Here is an 18,240-nt window from a genome sequence, read left to right on the forward strand (position 1 = left end):
ACGTGGAAATACGGGATTGATCGCGGGTTGCTGCCGGTTCCGCCGCCCGCCCCGCATTAGCGTAAGAGTTACGGCAAGAAGGCCCAATGAATGGATACTTTATATGAGCCACGGAACGGATAGGCGGGAAATTCCGCAGCGCAGCAGCCAATGGGCGGCCAAATCTGCGGATATTCTTGCGGCGGCGAAACTCACCCCAAATCAGATTTCGGTCGGTTCAGTGGTGTTCGCCGCAGTGGGTGCCGCTGCGTTGATCTGGTCGGCACATACCGACGACGCCATTATTCGTGCTGTCTTACTGGCTGCGGCTGCTGCCTGTATACCGCTGCGTTTGTTGTTGAACATGCTCGATGGAATGCTGGCCGTGGAAAAGGGTATGAGCTCACCGGTGGGTGATATCTACAATGAACTGCCTGATCGGATCTCCGATGTGCTGTTCCTGGGGGCAGCAGGCATCGCAACTGCCGGGCTGGTGACCGCCGACCGAGTCGATTTCGGGGTGACACTGGGATTCCTTGCGGCGATACTCGCCGTACTCACCGCTTACATCCGCTGCCTCGGAGCAGCCCTCGGCACGGGAAACTTCTTCGACGGGCCCTTGGCCAAACCGCACCGCATGTGGTTGCTGATGATCGGCGTCCTGGTGGGCATCGCCGAACCATGGCTTCCCTGGGCGGAAGGTTGGGCATTGTTCGGCACGCTGGCGCTCATCGCGTTAGGCTCCCTGCTCACCTGTGCTCGCCGACTGCGCCGTGTCAGCGCTGCGCTGCGTGCCCGCAGCAACGGCTTGCCATCATGAACGTCGGCAGGGCTTCCCGGCGCAGCCTCGCGAAACTTATCAGCGCCTTCGCCGGTGCGCGCGTGGTGAGTGCAGCCGGAGATTCTGAACTGGATCTACCCGGGCAGGCCATCTATTACGCGAACCATTCGAGCCATCTGGACTTCCTCACCATTTGGGCCGCACTGCCGGCAGGGCTTCAGCAACGCGCCCGCCCGGTGGCTGCCAAGGACTACTGGGGCTCAGGGGTGCGTAAGGCTTTTGCCGAACAGATCTTCAACGCCTATTTGGTCGAGCGCCACGGCTCCAGCAGCCGCCGGCAGCGCACGTCGGACTCAGGGGTCAGCCCCAAGGGACAGGTGGAGGGCATGGCCGAGGTGCTGGCCGCCGGTGATTCGCTGATTATCTTCCCTGAAGGCACCCGGGGCGACGGCGATACGATCGCCCAGTTTCACGGCGGACTGTACAAACTGGCCCGTCTCCACCCTGAGGTGCCGGTGGTCCCCGTGACGCTCGCCAACCTCGGACGGATCCTCCCCAAAGGTGCGGTGATCCCGGTGCCCCACCTCTCGACTGTCATCTTCGGCGAGCCCCTCCATCTGGATCCCGAAGAGGACAGGCAGACGTTCCTGGCCCGCGCCCGGGAGGTTCTTGTGGAAGGCCTCGCGAAGCATCAAGGCACGCAATCTCCCCCTATTCAGGACGACGGCGTCTCGGCCCCTCGCAGCCAGGACCGGCAGGACAACCCGTGAGCGGCTGGGAACTGGGTTTGTTGGACTCGTCGTCGCTGAAACTCCTCGGCGGCGTCGTCGTTGTTCTAGTTTTAGCCACCGTGGTCGCGTGGATTCTGGGCCGCCGATTGGGCATCACGAGCACCATCCTGAATCTGAAGCAGCGCATCAACGCCTGGTGGTTGATGGTCGCACTGCTAGGCGCTGTCCTGGCAGCCGGCGAGACAGTGACGATTGTGCTGTTTCTGCTGCTGTCGTTTCTGGCACTGCGCGAGTTCATCACCATCTCACCGACCGGCCGCGGAGATCACAAAGTGCTCGTGTGGCTGGTGTTCATCATCCCCGCAGTGCACTACTGGTTCGTGTGGGAGCACTGGTATGGCATGTTCAGTGTGTTCATCCCGGTGTACGCCTTCCTCTTCCTGCCGGCGCGCAATGCGCTCGCAGGGCAGACCACCGGGTTCCTGCAGCGAACCGCGGCCATTCAGTGGGCGCTGATGGTATGCGTCTATGCCATCAGTTACGCCCCGGCGCTCCTGCAGCTGCCGTTTGCCATGGAGGCAGGCCGAGATGCCGCCGAAGGCTCGGCGCCTGGGGCTGGCGGGGCTATCGGCGCGCATCTGCTGCTGTTCCTGCTGATCGTGGTGCAGGGCTCCGATGTGCTGCAGTACGTGTGGGGCAAGACGCTCGGGAAGCACCCGATCGCGCCGAGCGTGAGTCCCAACAAGACTTGGGAAGGGTTCATCGGAGGAGTGCTGTCGGCCACAGCCCTGGGGGCTGCCCTATGGTGGGTCACGCCGTTCACCCCGTTCATGGCCGCGCTCCTGGCATTCATCTCCTGTGTGATGGGTTTCGCCGGAGGGCTGGTGATGTCTGCAATCAAGCGCGACCGCGGCATCAAGGATTTCGGCTCCATCATCCCCGGTCACGGCGGGATCATGGACCGTCTGGACTCGCTCTGCTTTGCGGCACCGGTCTTCTTTCACGCCGTGCGATTCTTCTACACCTGATAAATGCACCACGGAGACCCTGAAAATGCAGAAAACCCCCGGTTTCCCGGGGGTTTTCAGTGGCGGTGACGGTGGGATTTGAACCCACGTTGGCTTTTACACCAAACAACATTTCGAGTGTTGCACCTTCGGCCGCTCGGACACGTCACCAACGCGTCAACCTTACCGGGTTGAAGGCCCAACTCCCAAAAGCTGCCCCGTCAAGGCCTGGGGGACCAGTTGGAACTAGAGGTCGACGACGTCGTTCCTGCCGATATCGGGAGTCCCGCCGGTGGCTGCAGCCTTGCCGATCTTGAACAGGCTGACGAGCTTCGGTTCATCCGAGGCCCAGTATTCGGCGGTGTCCGAGTCCACCTTCAGCAGTGCGACAGACGGGTCTTCGCGGCCCTGCTCGAACCAACCCTCCACCGAGGTCTTCCACAGGGAGGAAATCTTGCCCTGATCCTTCGTCAGCGTGGCGGTGCCGCTGATGGACAGGAAGCCCTCGGAATCACTGATGGCGACGTTAACGTGCGGGTTCGCACGGACCTCGTCGGCCTTGGGGGAGGGGTCCGGAGTAAAGAACCACAGGTTGCCGTCCGAATCCGCCTCCTGCAGCTGCAACGGCCGGCTGACCAGGTTCCCCTGCAGATCCACCGTGGTCACCGTGGCAATTCGAGCCTTTTCGAGAATCTTGACGACGGTGTCCCGTCCATCCTGCTCTGATCCCATAACGGAAACTCCTTAGTTGTAGCGTTCCGGGATTAGTAAGCCTACGTACAAACCGAACCGGGCGGAACGCTAGGAGTTGCGCTTTGAGCCGAAGAAGTCCCGCAGCAGGCGCGCCGATTCTTCCTCGCGCACGCCGGGAAACACCTCGACCCAGTGATTCAGGCGGCGCTCACGCAGGATGTCGAACACGGAACCGGAGGCCCCGGCCTTCTCATCCCAGGCGCCGAACACCACTTTCGGCACCCGGGCCAGGACGATCGCCCCGGCGCACATGGCGCACGGTTCAAGCGTCACCACGAGGGTGCAGCCTTCCAGCCGCCATTCACCGACGGCGGCAGCCGCCGTCCGGATGGCCAGCACCTCGGCGTGGCCTGTCGGGTCCCCTGTCGCCTCACGCTCGTTGCGCCCGGTTCCCAGCACCTCGCCGTCGGGACCCAGTACGACGGCGCCGATCGGCACGTCGCCTGTCTCCAGCGCCTTGCGGGCTTCGGCCAGGGCAAGGTCCATCCAGGTTTCGTGTGTGCGGGAAAGGGACTCCATGCCTGCCATCGTCCCCCATCCGCGCGCGCACGGGCGAACGCGGAGAGAGGCAGGGGGCAATGGTAGTTTTGAAGCATGCGCGTACTTGTAGTGGATCACCCCCTCGTTGCCCACAAACTCACCGTTCTCCGCGACAAGGACACCCCGTCACCGATCTTCCGTCAGCTGACGGAAGAACTGGTCACCCTGCTGGCCTATGAAGCCACCCGAACCGTCCGCGTGGAGCCGGTTCCGATCGAGACTCCCGTCACCTCCGCCGTCGGCACTGGCCTGGTCAAGCCGACCCCGCTGGTGGTTCCCATCCTGCGCGCCGGCCTCGGCATGCTCGAAGGCATGACCCGCCTGGTCCCCACGGCCGAGGTCGGATTCCTGGGCATGGCCCGGAACGAAGAGACACTGGAAGCCATCACCTACGCCGAGCGCCTTCCGGATGACCTCACCGGCCGCCAGGTCTTCGTCCTGGACCCGATGCTGGCCACCGGCGGGACGCTGCGCGAAGCGATCAAGTTCATGTTCCAGCGCGGCGCCGCAGAGGTCATCTGCATCTGCCTGCTGGCCGCCCCGGAAGGCCTCTCGGTGCTTCAGGAGGAACTCCAGGACGCCAACGTCACCGTAGTCCTCGCCTCGATCGACGAGCGGCTCGACGAGCATGCCTACATCGTCCCCGGCCTGGGCGACGCCGGCGACCGGCTTTACGGCGTCGTCTAACCACCTCGCCCGAAGGGCCGCCTCTGAGGCCGGCTCTTCCGTCAGTGAAAAGCTCCGAACCCCTGTCCACTATGTGGACAACAGCTTCCATGCTTGACGGCACCTGCTTCGTAAGCTCGCTTACGGAGTGGGTGCCTTTTTCTAAACACCGTTCGATAGAGCGGAACGATGCACGCGCAGTGGAGCGAAATAGATTTAGGTCTTATACATATTTACGCATAGCTATTCATTGTGTCTTTTTGTGAACTGCGTCACAAAACGACCCATAACGTCCACTATGTGAGACAACCGACCCTTTGTTACTTGCGCGAATCCCTTTGTGACATGCAATAATCCGGAGTGTGAACACCAACACGGCAGCAGCAGTCGCAGTCTTCCCGGGCGGTCTCCGGGCCGCGAAGGAGACTCGCTGTTGTCGAATGCATATCTCTGGAACCACCCCTATCCCGAGGTAAGACTCAGGCCCAACTATGGGCATAACAGGCGCCGTCTCGACCGGGCACACCCCCAGCAATCGAGCCGTGATGACGTCAAGTCACGATGAGGTCCCACATGTCAGTAGCATCCGGTTACGTCCACATCTCCCTGCGCAATGCGCAGAACCGCGCCGGATCAGGTTCCCAGCGCCAGACCGCCGTCGGCGGTTTCCCCAGCTCCTACGGCGCGCAGCCGTTTGGGAACCAGTCCTATAGCGTCCCGGCCTCCAACAGCACCGGAGTCCGTCCGCTTCGCGCCGTTCCAGGCCAGGATGCCAACCCCATGACCGCCCCCATGCCGGTGGTCACTCCGAACGGTATTCCCGGGCCGCAGCCGGTCAGCAATGACACGGCTGCCCGTGGATTCGTTATTTATGTAGGCCTCGATGAAGAAACCGCTGCGGCCAACGGCACGTCCCTGAGCAGGCTCGCGCAGGAAATCCGGGCCTACGTACAGACCCTCGTGCCATGCGCCCAAAGCCATGCAGCCGTGGCGCTTGCCCCTGCCGGAGCCTCCGGCTCGGATATCGACGTCGTCCGGCAGGCCCTCGGGGACCCCACGGTCCGGCGTCAGCCTGCCCCGCAGCAGGTTCCGGCACCCCCGGTTCCGGCAGCTATCCGGCCCTCCGGAGTCCTGATCGACTTGTCCCGCCGCGAGGTGCACCTCGACGGGGACACGCTGAATCTGACCTTCAAGGAATTCGAGCTCCTGAACTACCTGGTGGAGAACGCCAGCAGGACGGTTGGGCGTGAAGAGCTTTTGGCAGGCCTGTGGCGCAACGCCGAAGAGGTGCCGAACGAACGCACCATCGACGTCCACATCCGGCGGCTGAGGTCCAAGCTGGGCCGGCTGGCCAACACCGTCCGCACCGTCCGCGGGCAGGGGTACCGCTTCTACGAGCACCCCGAGGTTGTTGTCTGGGCCGCACCGGAATACAGCATCTAGCTGCCAGCCGCGGTCCTTAGGACCGCAGCCGCGGACGGAGCGGGGGCTCCGTCCGCGGCTAAACTTGGCAAATGACCGGCCACCACCTCAAGAAACTCCAGCTCCTTCGCCATGCCAAGGCGGACTGGCCCCGCGACGTTGCAGACCACGAGCGCCCGCTCTCCGGGCGTGGACACCGGGACGCACCCCTGGCCGGGCAGTGGATGCGCGAGCACGGCAGCATTCCCGACTTCATCCTCTGCTCGTCTGCCCTGCGCGCGCGGCAGACATGCACCTGGGTCTGCAAGGAACTCGGGGATAAGGCGCCCACTGCCAAGCTCGAAGACGGTCTCTACGCGGCGACGCCGGAGCGGATCCTCAGCCTCATCAACCACGTTCCGGAAACGGTCACCAGCCTGCTGGTCATCGCGCACCTTCCCGGCGTCCAGGACCTGGCCATGCGGCTTGCCTCCGCGGACTCGGACGAAGAAGCCGTCATGGAAATGGCCACCCGCTATCCGACGTCGGGCCTCACCGTCATGGAACATGCACTGCCGTGGGCCGAGCTGGACGGCCGCGACGCCCGCATCACTGACTTCGTGGTCCGCCGGGCCTAAATGCTGATCTCCGGCTGCAGCGTCTTCAGGGTCCACAGCCGGTGCCGTCGGGCAGCCAGCAGCGAGAGCAGCAGTCCGACGGCCGTGTAGCCCAGCAGTCCGACGGCGACGGTGGCGACCTGCGTAAGATCCCCGCCGTACAGCAGTTGCCGCAGCCCGGTTACGGTGTAGCCCATCGGCAGTACGTCGTGCGCCAGATGCAGGGGCGCCGGGATGGTCTGCCACGGGAAAGTGCCGCCGGCGGAGACCAGCTGCAGCACCAGCAGTACCAGCACCACGAACTTGCCGACTGAACCCAGCAGCGCCACGATGCCCTGGATCAACGCCGAGAACGCCATGGAAGCCATCAGCAGCAACCCCCAGGCTCTCACCGGGTGGACGGGGTCCAGTCCCAGCCCGAACCGCACCACCGCATACAGCAGGGTCGCCTGGACCAGCGAGACGGCGAGGAACGGCAGCCAGCCGCCCAGGGCAATTTTCCAGCCCGGGGCATTGGACGCCAGCGCCCGGCGGCTGATGGGACGCATGGCCTGCGCGAGCATGAAGATACCCACCCACATGGCCAGCGTCAGGAAATAGGGTGCCAGCCCGGCGCCGTAGCTGCCTGCCTCGGCCTGGTCCACCGTGCGGACGGTCAGCGGATCGGCGATTACTGCGGAGGCGTTGGCCCGCTCCTCATCGTTTGGGTTGGGAATTTCACCGGCACCGGCTGTCAGCTGCCGGGCCAGCTCGGCAGACCCGTCGCGTAGCTGGCCCACCCCGTCCTGGAGGCTGCCCGCGCCGGCGGCGGCGTCGTCGGCTCCTGCCGCCAGCTGCCGGGTACCGTCCAGCGCCTGCTGTGCTCCGCCCGCCAGCCCGCCGGCCCCGGAGGAAAGCTCCGCCGCTCCGGTGGACAGGTCTGCCGCGCCGGTGGAAAGGCGGGAAGCGCCGTCGTTCGCAGCGCTGATGCCCGAGGTGAGCTGCGGGGCGCTGCCCGCCAGCTGGTCCGCACCCGCCGACACTGCTGCAGCCCCGTCCGAGAGTGCCTTCAATTGCTCGAGCCCGCCGCTGCCTGCCGTGGTTCCGGCCAGCTCCTGCTGCAGGGCTGCGGCCTGCTCCTGCGTCAGGACGCCCTGCTGCACCAGCCGTGTCACCGCATCGGTGACACCCTGCCGGGCGGCATCGGAGGAAGCGGTTACAGCCGATTCCAGGCCGGTCGTCCCGGCGGCCACCTGCCGGGCGCCGTCCGCCAGCTGCTGTGCCTGCTGCGGCAGCTGTGCCGTGGCGGAGGAGAGCTGTCCCAGGCCCGAGGAAAGCTCGGCGGCACCTGAGGACAGCTGATCCGCCCCGGCGGACAGCTCACCCGCGCCCGCCGACAGCTGGTTGGCTCCGGTGGCCAGCTGTTCCTGTCCGGAGACCAGCGTCTGCGCTCCGGAGGACAGGGTTCCCAGCCCGGTGACGAGCTCGGCGGCCCCGGAATCCGCGGACGCTGCACCATCGGCGAGCTGTCCGGCGCCGTCGGCGGCCCGTTCCAGCTGGCCGTGCACTGTGCTGAAGCCGGTCAGCAGCTGGCTGGCGGTTTCCTCGCCGACTTCCGCCGCCACGGTGTCATGGACGGACGAGGTCAACTTGTCCACGATGCTGCTGAGCAGGTAGTTGTTCGCATCATTGGTGGTGACATGCAGGTTCGCCTTCCGGGCGGTGGCCGGATCTGACGCCGAGGCCAGGTTCGCGGAGAAGTCCCCGGGAATGGTCAGGGCAAATTCATACGTGCCGTCCTTCACGCCGCGCTCCGCGGCAGCGGCGCTGTCCACCAGCTGCCAGTCGAAGGTGCCGTCCTCCAGCAGGTTTTCACGGACTGTGGCGCCGACGTCGAGCCGGCCGTCTGCGGTGTCGGCCCCGTCGTCGTCGACCACCAGGGCGGCCTTGACGCCGTCGAGGTTTCCGTAGGGATCCCAGTTGGCGTACAGGTAGACGGCGCCGTACAGCAGGGGGACCAGGGAGAGTGCGAGGATAGCCAGCTTCGGCAGGGTCCCGCCGGTCATGCGGCGAAGTTCGCTGAGTGCCAGCCGGAACGCGGTCATGCGGGCACCTCTTCGGCGATACCGGCGGTGGCCACCCCAGCGGCAGTGTCCCCGGCACCGGCAGTGTCCCCGGCAGCGGCGGCGGGACCGGTCCAGCCCGGCGGGATCTGCGCCACCACCGCAACGGCCGTCACCAGGCGCGAAGGCAGAGACACGCTGCCTGTCAGGGCGGGCAGCCAGGCCTCCGGGTCGGCGCCGTGGCGGTCGGGGGAATCGAAGACCAGCAGCTCCACGTCGATATCCGCCAGGGCCAGCCGGATCAGCAGATCCAGCCGTACTGACGGTTCGAGGTCCTCGATCCACCGGGGACCCAGATCCGAGAGGTCTTCGTTGGATAGCCAGTCCGCAGCATTTCCCTGCGGCCGGTTCCGGCGGGGGATCAGCGCCAGGTCTTCGGCCACCAGGTCGCGGACGCGGAAATGCCGTTCGGGTGCGTTGACCTCCGGCGAATCGATCAGTGCCGCGTGCCGGCGCAGATGTCCCGTCCGTGCGCTGTGGCCCCAGGCGAGGCTGCCGGAGGTGGGGCGCATCCTGCCCGCAAGCACCAGGGCGAGGGCGGTACGGGTGGACTGGCCACCGCCGGAGACCAGGAGCAGCCCTCCGGCATTCACCTCAAGGGATGTCGGAGGAAGGAGGGCGCTGTGGCGCCCCTTCACATAGAGGGTTTCCGCACTGAGCATGGTCTTCGCCTTGGGTCCTTAGGGTCGCTGTGCGCCTGGCACGCTTCAGAGGCGCATCTGCAAACCTACGGGAAACTGACTGGTCAGTTCAAACGGTGGTGCGGAGAGCTCTGCCACACCGGGACCGGGCGGAAGTTAGAGGCCGTACTTTTCCAACAGCCGCAGCCATACCTCGCTGATGGTGGGGTAGGCGGGCACGGCATGCCAGAGCCGGTCCAGCGGGACCTCGCCGGTGATGGCAACCGTTGCAGCGTGCAGCAGTTCCGAGACGCCCGGCCCGACGAAGGTCACGCCGACCAGCACTCGCCGGTCCTCGTCCACCACCATCTGTGCCCAGCCGCGGTAGTTGTCCGCATACAGCGAGGAGCCGGCGACGGCGATTTCCAGCGATGTCTCGGAGGCGTTGACGCCGTCGGCCCGGGCCTGTTCGAGAGTCCGCCCGACCATCGCCGCTTCCGGGTCGGTAAACACCACCTGCGGCACGGCGTAACGGTCTGCAGTTGCCGTGTACCGGCTCCAGGCAGCCGGTTCCGCGCTGCCGGGTTCCTGTTTTGCCCGCGCCGCAATCACGTCGCCGGTTGCCCGCGCCTCGTATTTTCCCTGATGGGTGAGCAGTACTTTCCCGGCAGCGTCCCCCACGGCGTACAGCCATCCGCCGTCGACGCCCATCACCCGGCCGGAATCATCGGTGTCCAATTTCTTCGGGGCCAGGCCGATTTCCTCCAGACCCAGCCCGTCCAAGGCAGGATGGCGGCCGGTGGAAACCAGCAGCCGATCTCCGCTCACGGTGTCGCCGCCCTCGAGCGATACTTCCACGCCGCCGTCGTCGGACTTCCGCACTGATGCGGGGGAGGCGGAGGTGCGCACCTCGACGCCGTCGGCCTCGAGTCCTTCCTGTACCAGCGCACGTACCGGTTCGGGGAAGGAGCCCAGGATGTCGTGCCGGGCCAGCACTGTGACTTTAGAGCCCAGACGCGCGTAGGCCTGCGCCAGTTCAACGCCGGACACTCCGCCGCCGATCACGATAAGGCGGCCGGGAATCTCGGTGGCGGAGGTGGCATCCCGGGTGCCCCAGTAATCAGTGGTGTCCAGGCCCTCGATCGGCGGTACGGAAGGGGTGGACCCGGTGGCGAGGACGACGGCGTGCTGCGCGGAAATACGCAGGGTCCGGCCGTCAGTGGCGGCCACTTCCACCTCGCGTTCTCCGGTGAGCCGTGCCCGGCCGCGGACCAGTTCGATGCCGGCGCCGGCGACCCACTCCGCCTGGCCTGCATCATCCCAGTTGGAGGTGAACGAGTTCCGGCGTTCCAGGACAGCGGCGGCGTCCAGCGTGCCGGTGACCGCCTCGCGGGAACCCGCCAGCGACTGTGCCTCCTTCAACGCCGTGCCGGGCCGCAGGAGCGCCTTGGAGGGCATGCAGGCCCAGTAGGAGCATTCCCCGCCCACCAGGGCCGCTTCCACCAGGACGGCGCTTAACCCGCCGCGGACAATGCGGTCTGCCGCATTTTCTCCCACGGCACCTGCGCCAATCACCACTACGTCCGTCTGCAGAGTCTCAGTCATGGACATGAGCCTTGCACCGCGGCGGGAGCGGGGCAACCGGGTAGCTTGTCCTACCCCTCGAAATGCGTTTCCGCGGGACGTCCGTTCACCGAGGCCACCACGGATTCGGCGACCTCGCGCAGCTTCATGTTCCGGTGGCTGGAGGCCGCACGCAGTACGTCGAACGCCTGCTGCTGGGAGCAGCGGCTCTGTCCCATGATGATGCCGATGGCAATATCGATGGTGGTGCGGGAACGCATGGCGGCCACAAGGTCCTCTGCCCTTGAGGTGGTGTCGGTGATGCGGATGGTCAGCCGTACGGCTGACGCAGCATGCCGGGCAAAACTCTCAGCCGCCTGCACCGTGGGGTCGGGGAAGGCGTTTTCCCGATCTGCGTACAGGTTCAGGGCGCTGAGGTAGTCGCCGGACAGGGTGATGGGCACGGCAAGGAGGGAGCCCAGGCCGTGACGGGAAACCTCGCTCGTGTAGTCCGGCCAGCGGTTCTCGGCGGCCAAGTCCTTCACAAGGACCGTCTCACCGCTGTGTGCGGCGGTAAGGCAGGGGCCATCGCCGTAGGAGTACTGGATTTCATCCATGCGCGTGGCCTCAGCGCTGCTGCTGGCCACGACACGGGGCCGGGATTTATACAGGAGCGTCACGGCGCAGGAAACGGGACTGTCCGGGCCGGAGAATTCGCGGGCGGCCAGGACAGCTGACCTGTTAAGGAAATCCTGGACGCCCGGGCTCTCCAGCACGAGCTCTATGAGTACGCTGGGCAGCTGGGTGGAATTCGGACTCGCCATGCCGCTGTTCCCTTCCGGGGCCGGCCGCTGCGGGAAAGGACTTCCGGGGCAGGCTGCCGGTCCGGTTGCTTACGACCACAGTACGCAGGGCAGGAACGGGTATCCAGAGACAACAAAAAACCCGGTCTGATCAGTTGTCCTGATCAGACCGGGTCTGAATGGTGCGCGCGAAGGGATTCGAACCCCCAACCTTCTGATCCGTAGTCAGATGCTCTATCCGTTGAGCTACGCACGCATAAGAACTATTGTATCAAAACCGATTCTCATCGGTTTCTTTCAAGTTCTTCCGTGGCTGTTTGGCCGTAGATAACTATAGCGGGCTTTTGGAGGCAACACCAATCGAGAAGTATGTCGACTGCGTCACTAGACCGGTCTACGTGACGTTGGTCACATTGGAGTAGGCTGGAGGCCCTGATTCTCTTGGATTTGTGGGACCGATCACGAATGCGGCAATAAAGGTGCGATCTTTCCCGGCAAAGCGTTCCGAAAGGCCCAACTAGCATCAAAACACACCACTGACCCAACGAAGGGAAGAGTCATGGGCGATGACGCGCGTCAGCTAGTTCTCGATGAGAACGGCGAGAATGCTGCAAGCCAGCCGCTGGACAGCACTACCGGAGGTACTGCTGCACCCACCACCCACCAGGCCCTCCTTGCGTGGGTAAAAGAAGTAGCCGAGCTGACGCAGCCTGACCGCGTGTACTGGGTCGATGGTTCCGAAGAAGAAAACCAGTCCCTCACGGACGAACTCGTGGATGCCGGCACCCTGGTGCGCCTGAACCCCGAGACCTTCCCGAATTCCTTTGCCGCCTTCTCGGATCCCAAGGACGTGGCCCGGGTCGAAGAGCAGACCTTCATCTGCTCCGAAAAGCGCGAAGACGCCGGCTTCACCAATAACTGGATGGACCCGGGCGAGATGCGTGCCAAGCTCAACGGTCTCTTCGCCGGGTCCATGCGCGGACGCACCATGTACGTGGTGCCCTTCGTTATGGGACACCTGGCTGCCGAAGACCCGAAGTTCGGCGTCGAAATCACCGACAGCGCCTACGTGGTCGCCTCCATGCGGATCATGGCCAACATCGGGACCGACGTGCTGCGCAAGATGGAGGAGCTGGACGCGTTCTTCGTTCCGGCGCTCCACTCCGTTGGCTTCCCGCTGGCCGAGGGCGAAGCCGATGTGCCCTGGCCGTGCAGCGACGAGAAGTGGATTGTGCACTTCCCCGAGGACCGCTCCATCTGGTCCTACGGTTCGGGCTACGGCGGCAACGCCCTGCTGGGGAAGAAGTGCTACGCCCTGCGCATTGCCTCCATCATGGCCCGGGACGAAGGCTGGCTGGCCGAGCACATGCTCATCCTCAAGCTCACCAGCCCGGAGAAGAAGGACTACTTCGTTTCCGCTGCCTTCCCGTCCGCCTGCGGCAAGACCAACCTGGCGCTCCTGGATCCGACCATCGAGGGCTGGAAGGTCGAAACCCTTGGGGACGACATCACCTGGATGCGGTTCGGCAAGGAAGGTGAACTGCGTGCGGTAAACCCGGAGGCCGGTCTCTTCGGCGTCGCTCCCGGCACCGGATGGAGCACCAACCCCAATGCCATGCGTGCCATCGCCAAGGGCAACTCCATCTTCACCAACGTGGCACTGACGGACGACGGCGGTGTCTGGTGGGAGGGCATGACGGATGAGGCGCCCGCGCACCTCATCGACTGGCTCGGGCAGGAATGGACGCCCGACGCCGGCCGCCCGGCAGCACATCCGAACTCGCGCTTCTGCACGCCGATCGACCAGATCGACATGCTGGCGGACGAATACCACTCCCCGAACGGGGTCCCGGTCTCGGCCATCCTGTTCGGCGGGCGCCGCAAGACCACCGTTCCCCTGGTGACGGAGGCCCGCGACTGGGCCAGCGGCATCTTCATGGGCTCCACGCTGTCCTCCGAAACCACCGCCGCAGCCGCCGGACAGGTGGGTGTGGTCCGCCGCGATCCGATGGCCATGCTTCCGTTCATGGGTTACGACGCCGGGGATTACCTGCGGCACTGGATCGAACTCAGCGGCAAGGCCAACCAGGAGAAGCTGCCCAAGATCTTCCTGGTGAACTGGTTCCGGCGCACGGCCGACGGCGGATTCGCCTGGCCGGGCTTCGGCGACAACTCCCGGGTGCTCAAGTGGGTCATTGAACGCCTTGAGGGCAAGGCGGACGCGGTGGAAACCCCCATCGGGTTTGTGCCCACGGGGGATTCCATTGACCTCACCGGCCTGGACATGACCCCCGAGGACGTGGAGCAGGCCGTCCGCGTGGATCCGCAGGAGTGGGCCACCGAGCTGGACGGCATTGACGAGTGGTACCACCGCTTCGGTCCCACCCTGCCGCAGGAGCTGAAGGACCGGCTGGCCGAACTGAAGGACCGCTTCGCCACCGCCTAACCTGCAGATAAAAGGGAAGCCCCGCCGGAATTCCGGCGGGGCTTCCCTTTTGCAGTGCCAGGGCTGGTTACTCAGCGTCGGCCCAGACGATGGGCTCGCCGCCCTCCCAGATGGGTTCGTTGAACGTCCACTCGCCGTCCTGCTCCGAGTAGGTCTGGATCGCGGAGATGCAGACGCCTTCGGAGTGCTCGGTGACAATGTGGATGGCGTCGGTGTTTTCCTCCGGCAGGTGGATGTCCGAGAACACGGCAACCGCGCGGTTCTCACCCTTCTGCTCCGTCAGCACCGTGTAAAGGTCATCGATCATCGAGTCTGCATCCAGGTCCTCGTCGCTGTCCTCGGGGGCGACGGCGATCATCCGCAGCTCGCCGTCGTTCTGCACCACGAGCGCGGCCGGCAGGAACGCACCCTGCGCCTCAAGCTGCTCCTGCGTTACGCCGAGGGCGGTACCCAGCAGGGAGTTCAGGTCCTCCTGGACCTCGGCGGAGGGCTCTGATCCGTTCAGTTCTACATCAGCCATTTGCTATTTCCTTACTAGTTTCAATACGTGGTCGCGGACCCGCTCCATGGTGGGCAGATCCTCTGCTTCAGCGTTCAGCCGCAGGAAGGGTTCGGTGTTGGACGCGCGGAGGTTGAACCACCACGCGCCGTCGTCGGAGGTGAACGTCACGCCGTCGAGGGTGTCCACCGTGACGCCGTCGCGCTCGAACTCGGCGCGGACGCGGGCGACGGCGGCCGGGACGTCCTCGACCCGCGAGTTCACCTCGCCGGAGGAGATGTACGGCTCGTATTCGCGGGCCAGATCCGAGAGGCTGCGGGTCTGCTCGCCCAGGGCAGCGAGTACGTGCATCGCCGCGAGCATGCCGGTGTCGGCGTTGTAGAAGTCGCGGAAGTAGTAGTGCGCGGAGTGCTCGCCGCCGAAGACGGCACCTTCGCTGGCCATCACTGCCTTGATGAAGGAGTGGCCCACCCGCGTGCGGACGGCACGGCCGCCGTCGTGCGCCACCAGTTCGGGCACGGCCCGGGAGGTGATCAGGTTGTGGATGATCACGGGCGTCTCTTCGCCGCCGGCCTTGGCCCGGGCGATCTCGCGGCGCGCGACCAGGGCGGTGACGGCGGAGGGGCTGACCGGCTCGCCCTTTTCGTCGATGACGAAGCAGCGGTCGGCGTCGCCGTCGAACGCCAGGCCGATGTCCGCACCGTGTTCGACGACGGCGGCCTGCAGGTCCCGCAGGTTCTCCGGCTCCAGCGGGTTGGCCGGGTGGTTCGGGAAGGACCCGTCCAGTTCAAAGTAGAGGGGAACAATGTCCAGGGGCAGCCCGGGCAGGATGCTGTCGCCGAGCACTGCGGGGGTGGTCATGCCAGCCATGCCGTTGCCCGCATCCACCACTACCTTCAGCGGCCGGATTCCGGACAGGTCCACCAGGTTGCGCAGGTACTTGGAGTAGTCGGCCAGGACGTCCCGGACGGAGATGGAACCCTTGGTTGCCGCCGCCGGAATGACGCCGTCATTCAGGTACTGCTCGGCGAGGGCCTGGATCTCCTTGAGGCCGGTCTCGGAGGAGATGGGCACGGCGCCGGCCTTGGCCATCTTGATCCCGTTGTACTGCGCCGGGTTGTGGCTGGCAGTGAAGGTCACGCCGGCCGCATTCAGCACTCCGCAGGCGTAGTAGAGCTCATCGGTGGAAATCAGGTCCAGCAGGAGCACGTCGGCGCCGCGGGCGGTGGCGCCGCGCGCGAAGTCGCGGATGAACTCGGGAGAGGACGGACGCATGTCACCGCCAACCAGTACCGTCTGTCCGGACAGGCCCTGGACGTCGACAAACGCGGCCCCTACGGCCTCGACGATCTGCGGGGTGATGGTCTCGCCCACGACGCCGCGGACGTCGTAGGCCTTGAAGGACGCGGAGAGGTCGAATGCATTGTTCACGTTGGCCAGTCTATAGGGGCGCCCGCCGCGGCGGTCTTTTGTCCACGGTTCAAATCCGATGCAGGGAACAGTTCCTCAGGTGCTGGGATAGTGGATGGTATGGAAAGCACTGATACGCAAGGCACTGTTTCTGGGACTGTTTCGGAGGCTTCTGAAACGACCCGTCCGCTGCACGGCGAGGCGGTGGAGCTGCTGCGGGCCCTGGTGGGCAATGACTCCGCGGAGTTCCACCAGGACCAGTTCGAAGCCATCGAGGCGTTGGTGGCCGGCGGACGGCGCGCCCTGGTGGTCCAGCGCACCGGCTGGGGCAAGTCCGCGGTGTACTTCGTCGCCAGCCTGCTGCTGCGGGCACGGGGGGCAGGTCCCACGCTGATTGTTTCCCCGCTGCTGGCGCTGATGCGGGACCAGGTGGCCGCCGCCGCGCGGGCCGGGGTGCGGGCCGTGGCCATCAACTCCGCCAACCAGCTGGAGTGGCAGGACATTTCCGCAAAGCTCGAGGCCGACGAGGTGGATGTGCTGCTGGTTTCCCCGGAACGGTTGAACAATCCCGGGTTCCGCGAACAGCACCTGCCCGAGCTGATCCGGCGTTCCGGACTGCTGGTGATCGACGAAGCGCACTGCATCTCCGACTGGGGCCACGACTTCCGTCCGGACTACCGCCGCATCCGCCACCTGATCGAGCGGCTGCCCTCCACGGTTCCTGTACTGGCCACCACTGCCACGGCCAACAGCCGCGTGGTGAAGGACATTGAGGAACAGCTGGCCGCCGGCGGCGAAGACGTCTTCACCATCCGCGGCCCGCTGGCCCGCAAGTCCCTGCGGCTCGGTGTCCTGCGGCTGCCCAACCCCAAGGCGCGCCTGGCCTGGCTGCTGACGCACCTGGACGACCTGCCCGGCAGCGGCATCATCTACGCCCTGACCGTCTCCGGCGCCGAAGACACCGCCCGGCTGCTCCAGAAGGCCGGACATCCGGTTCTCGCCTACACCGGGCGCACCGACCCCGCGGACCGGGAAGAGGCCGAAGCCGCCCTGAAGGAGAATCGGGTCAAGGCGCTGGTGGCCACCAGCGCACTGGGCATGGGCTTCGACAAACCTGATCTGGGCTTCGTGATCCACCTGGGTGCGCCGTCTTCACCGGTGGCCTACTACCAGCAGGTGGGACGTGCCGGCCGCGGCACTCCGAACGCCGATGTGCTGCTGCTGCCGGGCGCGGAGGACCGTGACATCTGGCAGTACTTCGCCACGTCCTCCATGCCGGAGGAAGGACCGGCCACCGCGGTGCTCGCCGAGCTGGCTTCCGGCGAAGTCCTGTCCGTCGGTGTCCTGGAGACCCGGGTCAACCTGAAGCGCTCGCCGCTGGAACTGCTGCTGAAGGTCCTGTCCGTGGACGGCGCAGTCGAGAAGGTGTCCGGCGGCTGGCGGGGCACCGGGCAGCCGTGGCATTACGACCGGGAACGCTATGAACGGATTGCCGCTGCCCGGGTGAAGGAACAGCAGGCCATGCTCGATTACGAGAGCACCACCGGCTGCCGCATGCAGTTCCTGTCCCAGCAGCTCGACGATCCGGCGGCCGCACCCTGCGGGCGCTGCGACAACTGTGCCGGCCGCTGGTTCGGCGACGACGTCGCGGCCGAGGCCACCGACAACGCGGCGCAGGCGCTGGACAAGGTTGGCGTGGAGGTGGATCCGCGTGGAATGTATCCCTCGGGCATGGACCGGCTGGGTGTGCCGGTCAAGGGCAAGATCAAGCCGGACCGGACCGTTTTCGACGGGCGTGCCCTGGCCCGGCTGACCGATCTGGGCTGGGGCGGACGGCTGCGTGAAATCTTTGCTCCGGGCGCTCAAGACATGCCCGTGGACCCGGCGCTGCTTCAAGGTTGCGTACAGGTCCTGGCCCAGTGGGGCTGGGCCGAACGCCCGGTCGCCATTGTCTCCATTCCGTCCCGGTCCCGGCCCCAGCTGGTGGATTCGCTGGCCCGCGGCCTCTCGGAACTGGGCCGGATTCCCTATCTGGGGGCGCTGCAGCTGCCGCACGGCGGTCCCACGGGCGGCCCCGGCGGCAACAGTGCCTTCCGGCTGGCCTCCGTCTGGGACCAGTTTGCGGTTCCCCCGGAAGGGGCTGCCTGGTTCGCGGCGAACCCCGGACCGGTGCTGCTGGTGGATGATTTCGCCGACAGCCGCTGGACGCTTACGGAAGCCGGGCGGGTGCTGCGGGAAGCCGGCGCCCAGGCGGTGCTGCCGTTCGTGCTCGCGCTGAAGGCCTAGCGCCCCCCTGGGATGCGCCAGCGGCGGGACGGCTGA

Annotated in this window: 16 protein-coding genes and 2 tRNA genes; 8 read left to right on the forward strand and 10 right to left on the reverse strand. The window is 65.7% G+C overall.

The window, feature by feature from the left end; genetic code table 11:
* Positions 1-103 precede the first annotated feature (103 nt).
* The 3 genes from N2K98_RS01825 to N2K98_RS01835 are packed head-to-tail and all read left to right on the forward strand — an operon-like array spanning position 104 to position 2,519.
* Positions 104-799, forward strand: coding sequence for a CDP-alcohol phosphatidyltransferase family protein (locus tag N2K98_RS01825; protein ID WP_255866337.1), 696 nt, complete (start codon positions 104-106; stop codon positions 797-799).
* Positions 796-1,530, forward strand: coding sequence for a lysophospholipid acyltransferase family protein (locus N2K98_RS01830; protein WP_255866336.1), 735 nt, complete (start codon positions 796-798; stop codon positions 1,528-1,530). The genes N2K98_RS01825 and N2K98_RS01830 overlap by 4 nt, the downstream gene beginning before the upstream one ends.
* Entirely contained in the window at positions 1,527-2,519 is a 993-nt protein-coding gene (locus N2K98_RS01835) for a phosphatidate cytidylyltransferase (protein WP_255866335.1), read from the forward strand. Before N2K98_RS01830 ends, N2K98_RS01835 begins: the two co-directional genes overlap by 4 nt.
* A gap of 60 nt (positions 2,520-2,579) precedes the next feature.
* Here the strand turns inward: N2K98_RS01835 and N2K98_RS01840 are convergent.
* The 3 genes from N2K98_RS01840 to tadA all read right to left on the reverse strand — a co-directional run bounded on the left by N2K98_RS01840 (position 2,580) and on the right by tadA (position 3,770).
* Positions 2,580-2,669: transfer RNA gene (locus N2K98_RS01840), tRNA-Ser, on the reverse strand.
* A gap of 75 nt (positions 2,670-2,744) precedes the next feature.
* On the reverse strand, positions 2,745-3,230 hold the full coding sequence (locus N2K98_RS01845; protein ID WP_255798798.1) for a pyridoxamine 5'-phosphate oxidase family protein: 486 nt from the start codon (positions 3,228-3,230) through the stop codon (positions 2,745-2,747).
* A gap of 69 nt (positions 3,231-3,299) precedes the next feature.
* Positions 3,300-3,770, reverse strand: a complete 471-nt coding sequence (gene tadA, locus N2K98_RS01850; RefSeq protein WP_255866334.1) for a tRNA adenosine(34) deaminase TadA — start codon at positions 3,768-3,770, stop codon at positions 3,300-3,302.
* Between the two features lie 75 nt (positions 3,771-3,845).
* Between tadA and upp the strand changes: the two genes are divergently transcribed.
* From upp to N2K98_RS01865, 3 genes are all read left to right on the forward strand, one after another.
* Positions 3,846-4,478 (forward strand): uracil phosphoribosyltransferase, encoded by a 633-nt coding sequence (upp, locus tag N2K98_RS01855; protein ID WP_255798801.1) that lies wholly within the window; start codon positions 3,846-3,848, stop codon positions 4,476-4,478.
* 552 nt (positions 4,479-5,030) lie between these two features.
* On the forward strand, positions 5,031-5,900 hold the full coding sequence (locus N2K98_RS01860; RefSeq protein ID WP_255866333.1) for a winged helix-turn-helix domain-containing protein: 870 nt from the start codon (positions 5,031-5,033) through the stop codon (positions 5,898-5,900).
* Positions 5,901-5,971: 71 nt separating this feature from the next.
* Positions 5,972-6,496 (forward strand): SixA phosphatase family protein, encoded by a 525-nt coding sequence (locus N2K98_RS01865; RefSeq protein ID WP_255767417.1) that lies wholly within the window; start codon positions 5,972-5,974, stop codon positions 6,494-6,496.
* On the opposite strand, the gene N2K98_RS01870 is transcribed toward N2K98_RS01865, so the two are convergent.
* The 5 genes from N2K98_RS01870 to N2K98_RS01890 all read right to left on the reverse strand — a co-directional run bounded on the left by N2K98_RS01870 (position 6,493) and on the right by N2K98_RS01890 (position 11,819).
* Positions 6,493-8,559, reverse strand: a complete 2,067-nt coding sequence (locus N2K98_RS01870; protein ID WP_255866332.1) for a YhgE/Pip domain-containing protein — start codon at positions 8,557-8,559, stop codon at positions 6,493-6,495. The genes N2K98_RS01865 and N2K98_RS01870 overlap by 4 nt on opposite strands.
* On the reverse strand, positions 8,556-9,239 hold the full coding sequence (locus N2K98_RS01875; protein WP_255866331.1) for an ABC transporter ATP-binding protein: 684 nt from the start codon (positions 9,237-9,239) through the stop codon (positions 8,556-8,558). The genes N2K98_RS01870 and N2K98_RS01875 overlap by 4 nt, the downstream gene beginning before the upstream one ends.
* A 135-nt stretch (positions 9,240-9,374) precedes the next feature.
* Entirely contained in the window at positions 9,375-10,802 is a 1,428-nt protein-coding gene (locus N2K98_RS01880; RefSeq protein ID WP_255866330.1) for a dihydrolipoyl dehydrogenase family protein, read from the reverse strand.
* A gap of 50 nt (positions 10,803-10,852) precedes the next feature.
* On the reverse strand, positions 10,853-11,584 hold the full coding sequence (locus N2K98_RS01885; RefSeq protein WP_255866329.1) for a GAF and ANTAR domain-containing protein: 732 nt from the start codon (positions 11,582-11,584) through the stop codon (positions 10,853-10,855).
* A 159-nt stretch (positions 11,585-11,743) separates the two neighbouring features.
* Positions 11,744-11,819, reverse strand: a tRNA-Arg gene (locus tag N2K98_RS01890).
* Positions 11,820-12,122: 303 nt separating this feature from the next.
* On the opposite strand from N2K98_RS01890, the gene N2K98_RS01895 reads away from it, so the two are divergent.
* Positions 12,123-14,009: a phosphoenolpyruvate carboxykinase (GTP) gene (locus tag N2K98_RS01895; protein ID WP_255798807.1), complete on the forward strand. Its 1,887-nt coding sequence runs from the start codon at positions 12,123-12,125 to the stop codon at positions 14,007-14,009.
* Positions 14,010-14,076: 67 nt separating this feature from the next.
* Here the strand turns inward: N2K98_RS01895 and N2K98_RS01900 are convergent, their stop codons facing one another.
* Both N2K98_RS01900 and N2K98_RS01905 read right to left on the reverse strand, forming a co-directional pair.
* On the reverse strand, positions 14,077-14,529 hold the full coding sequence (locus N2K98_RS01900) for a hypothetical protein (RefSeq protein ID WP_229952962.1): 453 nt from the start codon (positions 14,527-14,529) through the stop codon (positions 14,077-14,079).
* Between the two features lie 3 nt (positions 14,530-14,532).
* The gene (locus tag N2K98_RS01905; protein WP_255866328.1) at positions 14,533-15,939 is read right to left on the reverse strand and encodes a phosphomannomutase/phosphoglucomutase; all 1,407 of its coding nucleotides are present in this window, start codon (positions 15,937-15,939) and stop codon (positions 14,533-14,535) included.
* Positions 15,940-16,038: 99 nt separating this feature from the next.
* On the opposite strand from N2K98_RS01905, the gene N2K98_RS01910 reads away from it, so the two are divergent.
* A complete protein-coding gene (locus tag N2K98_RS01910; RefSeq protein WP_255866327.1) occupies positions 16,039-18,204 on the forward strand; it encodes a RecQ family ATP-dependent DNA helicase in 2,166 nt (721 codons plus the stop codon).
* Positions 18,205-18,240 lie beyond the last annotated feature (36 nt).

Origin of the sequence: Arthrobacter jinronghuae (genome assembly GCF_025244825.1) — a bacterium.
GTDB classification, from domain to species: domain Bacteria; phylum Actinomycetota; class Actinomycetes; order Actinomycetales; family Micrococcaceae; genus Arthrobacter_B; species Arthrobacter_B jinronghuae.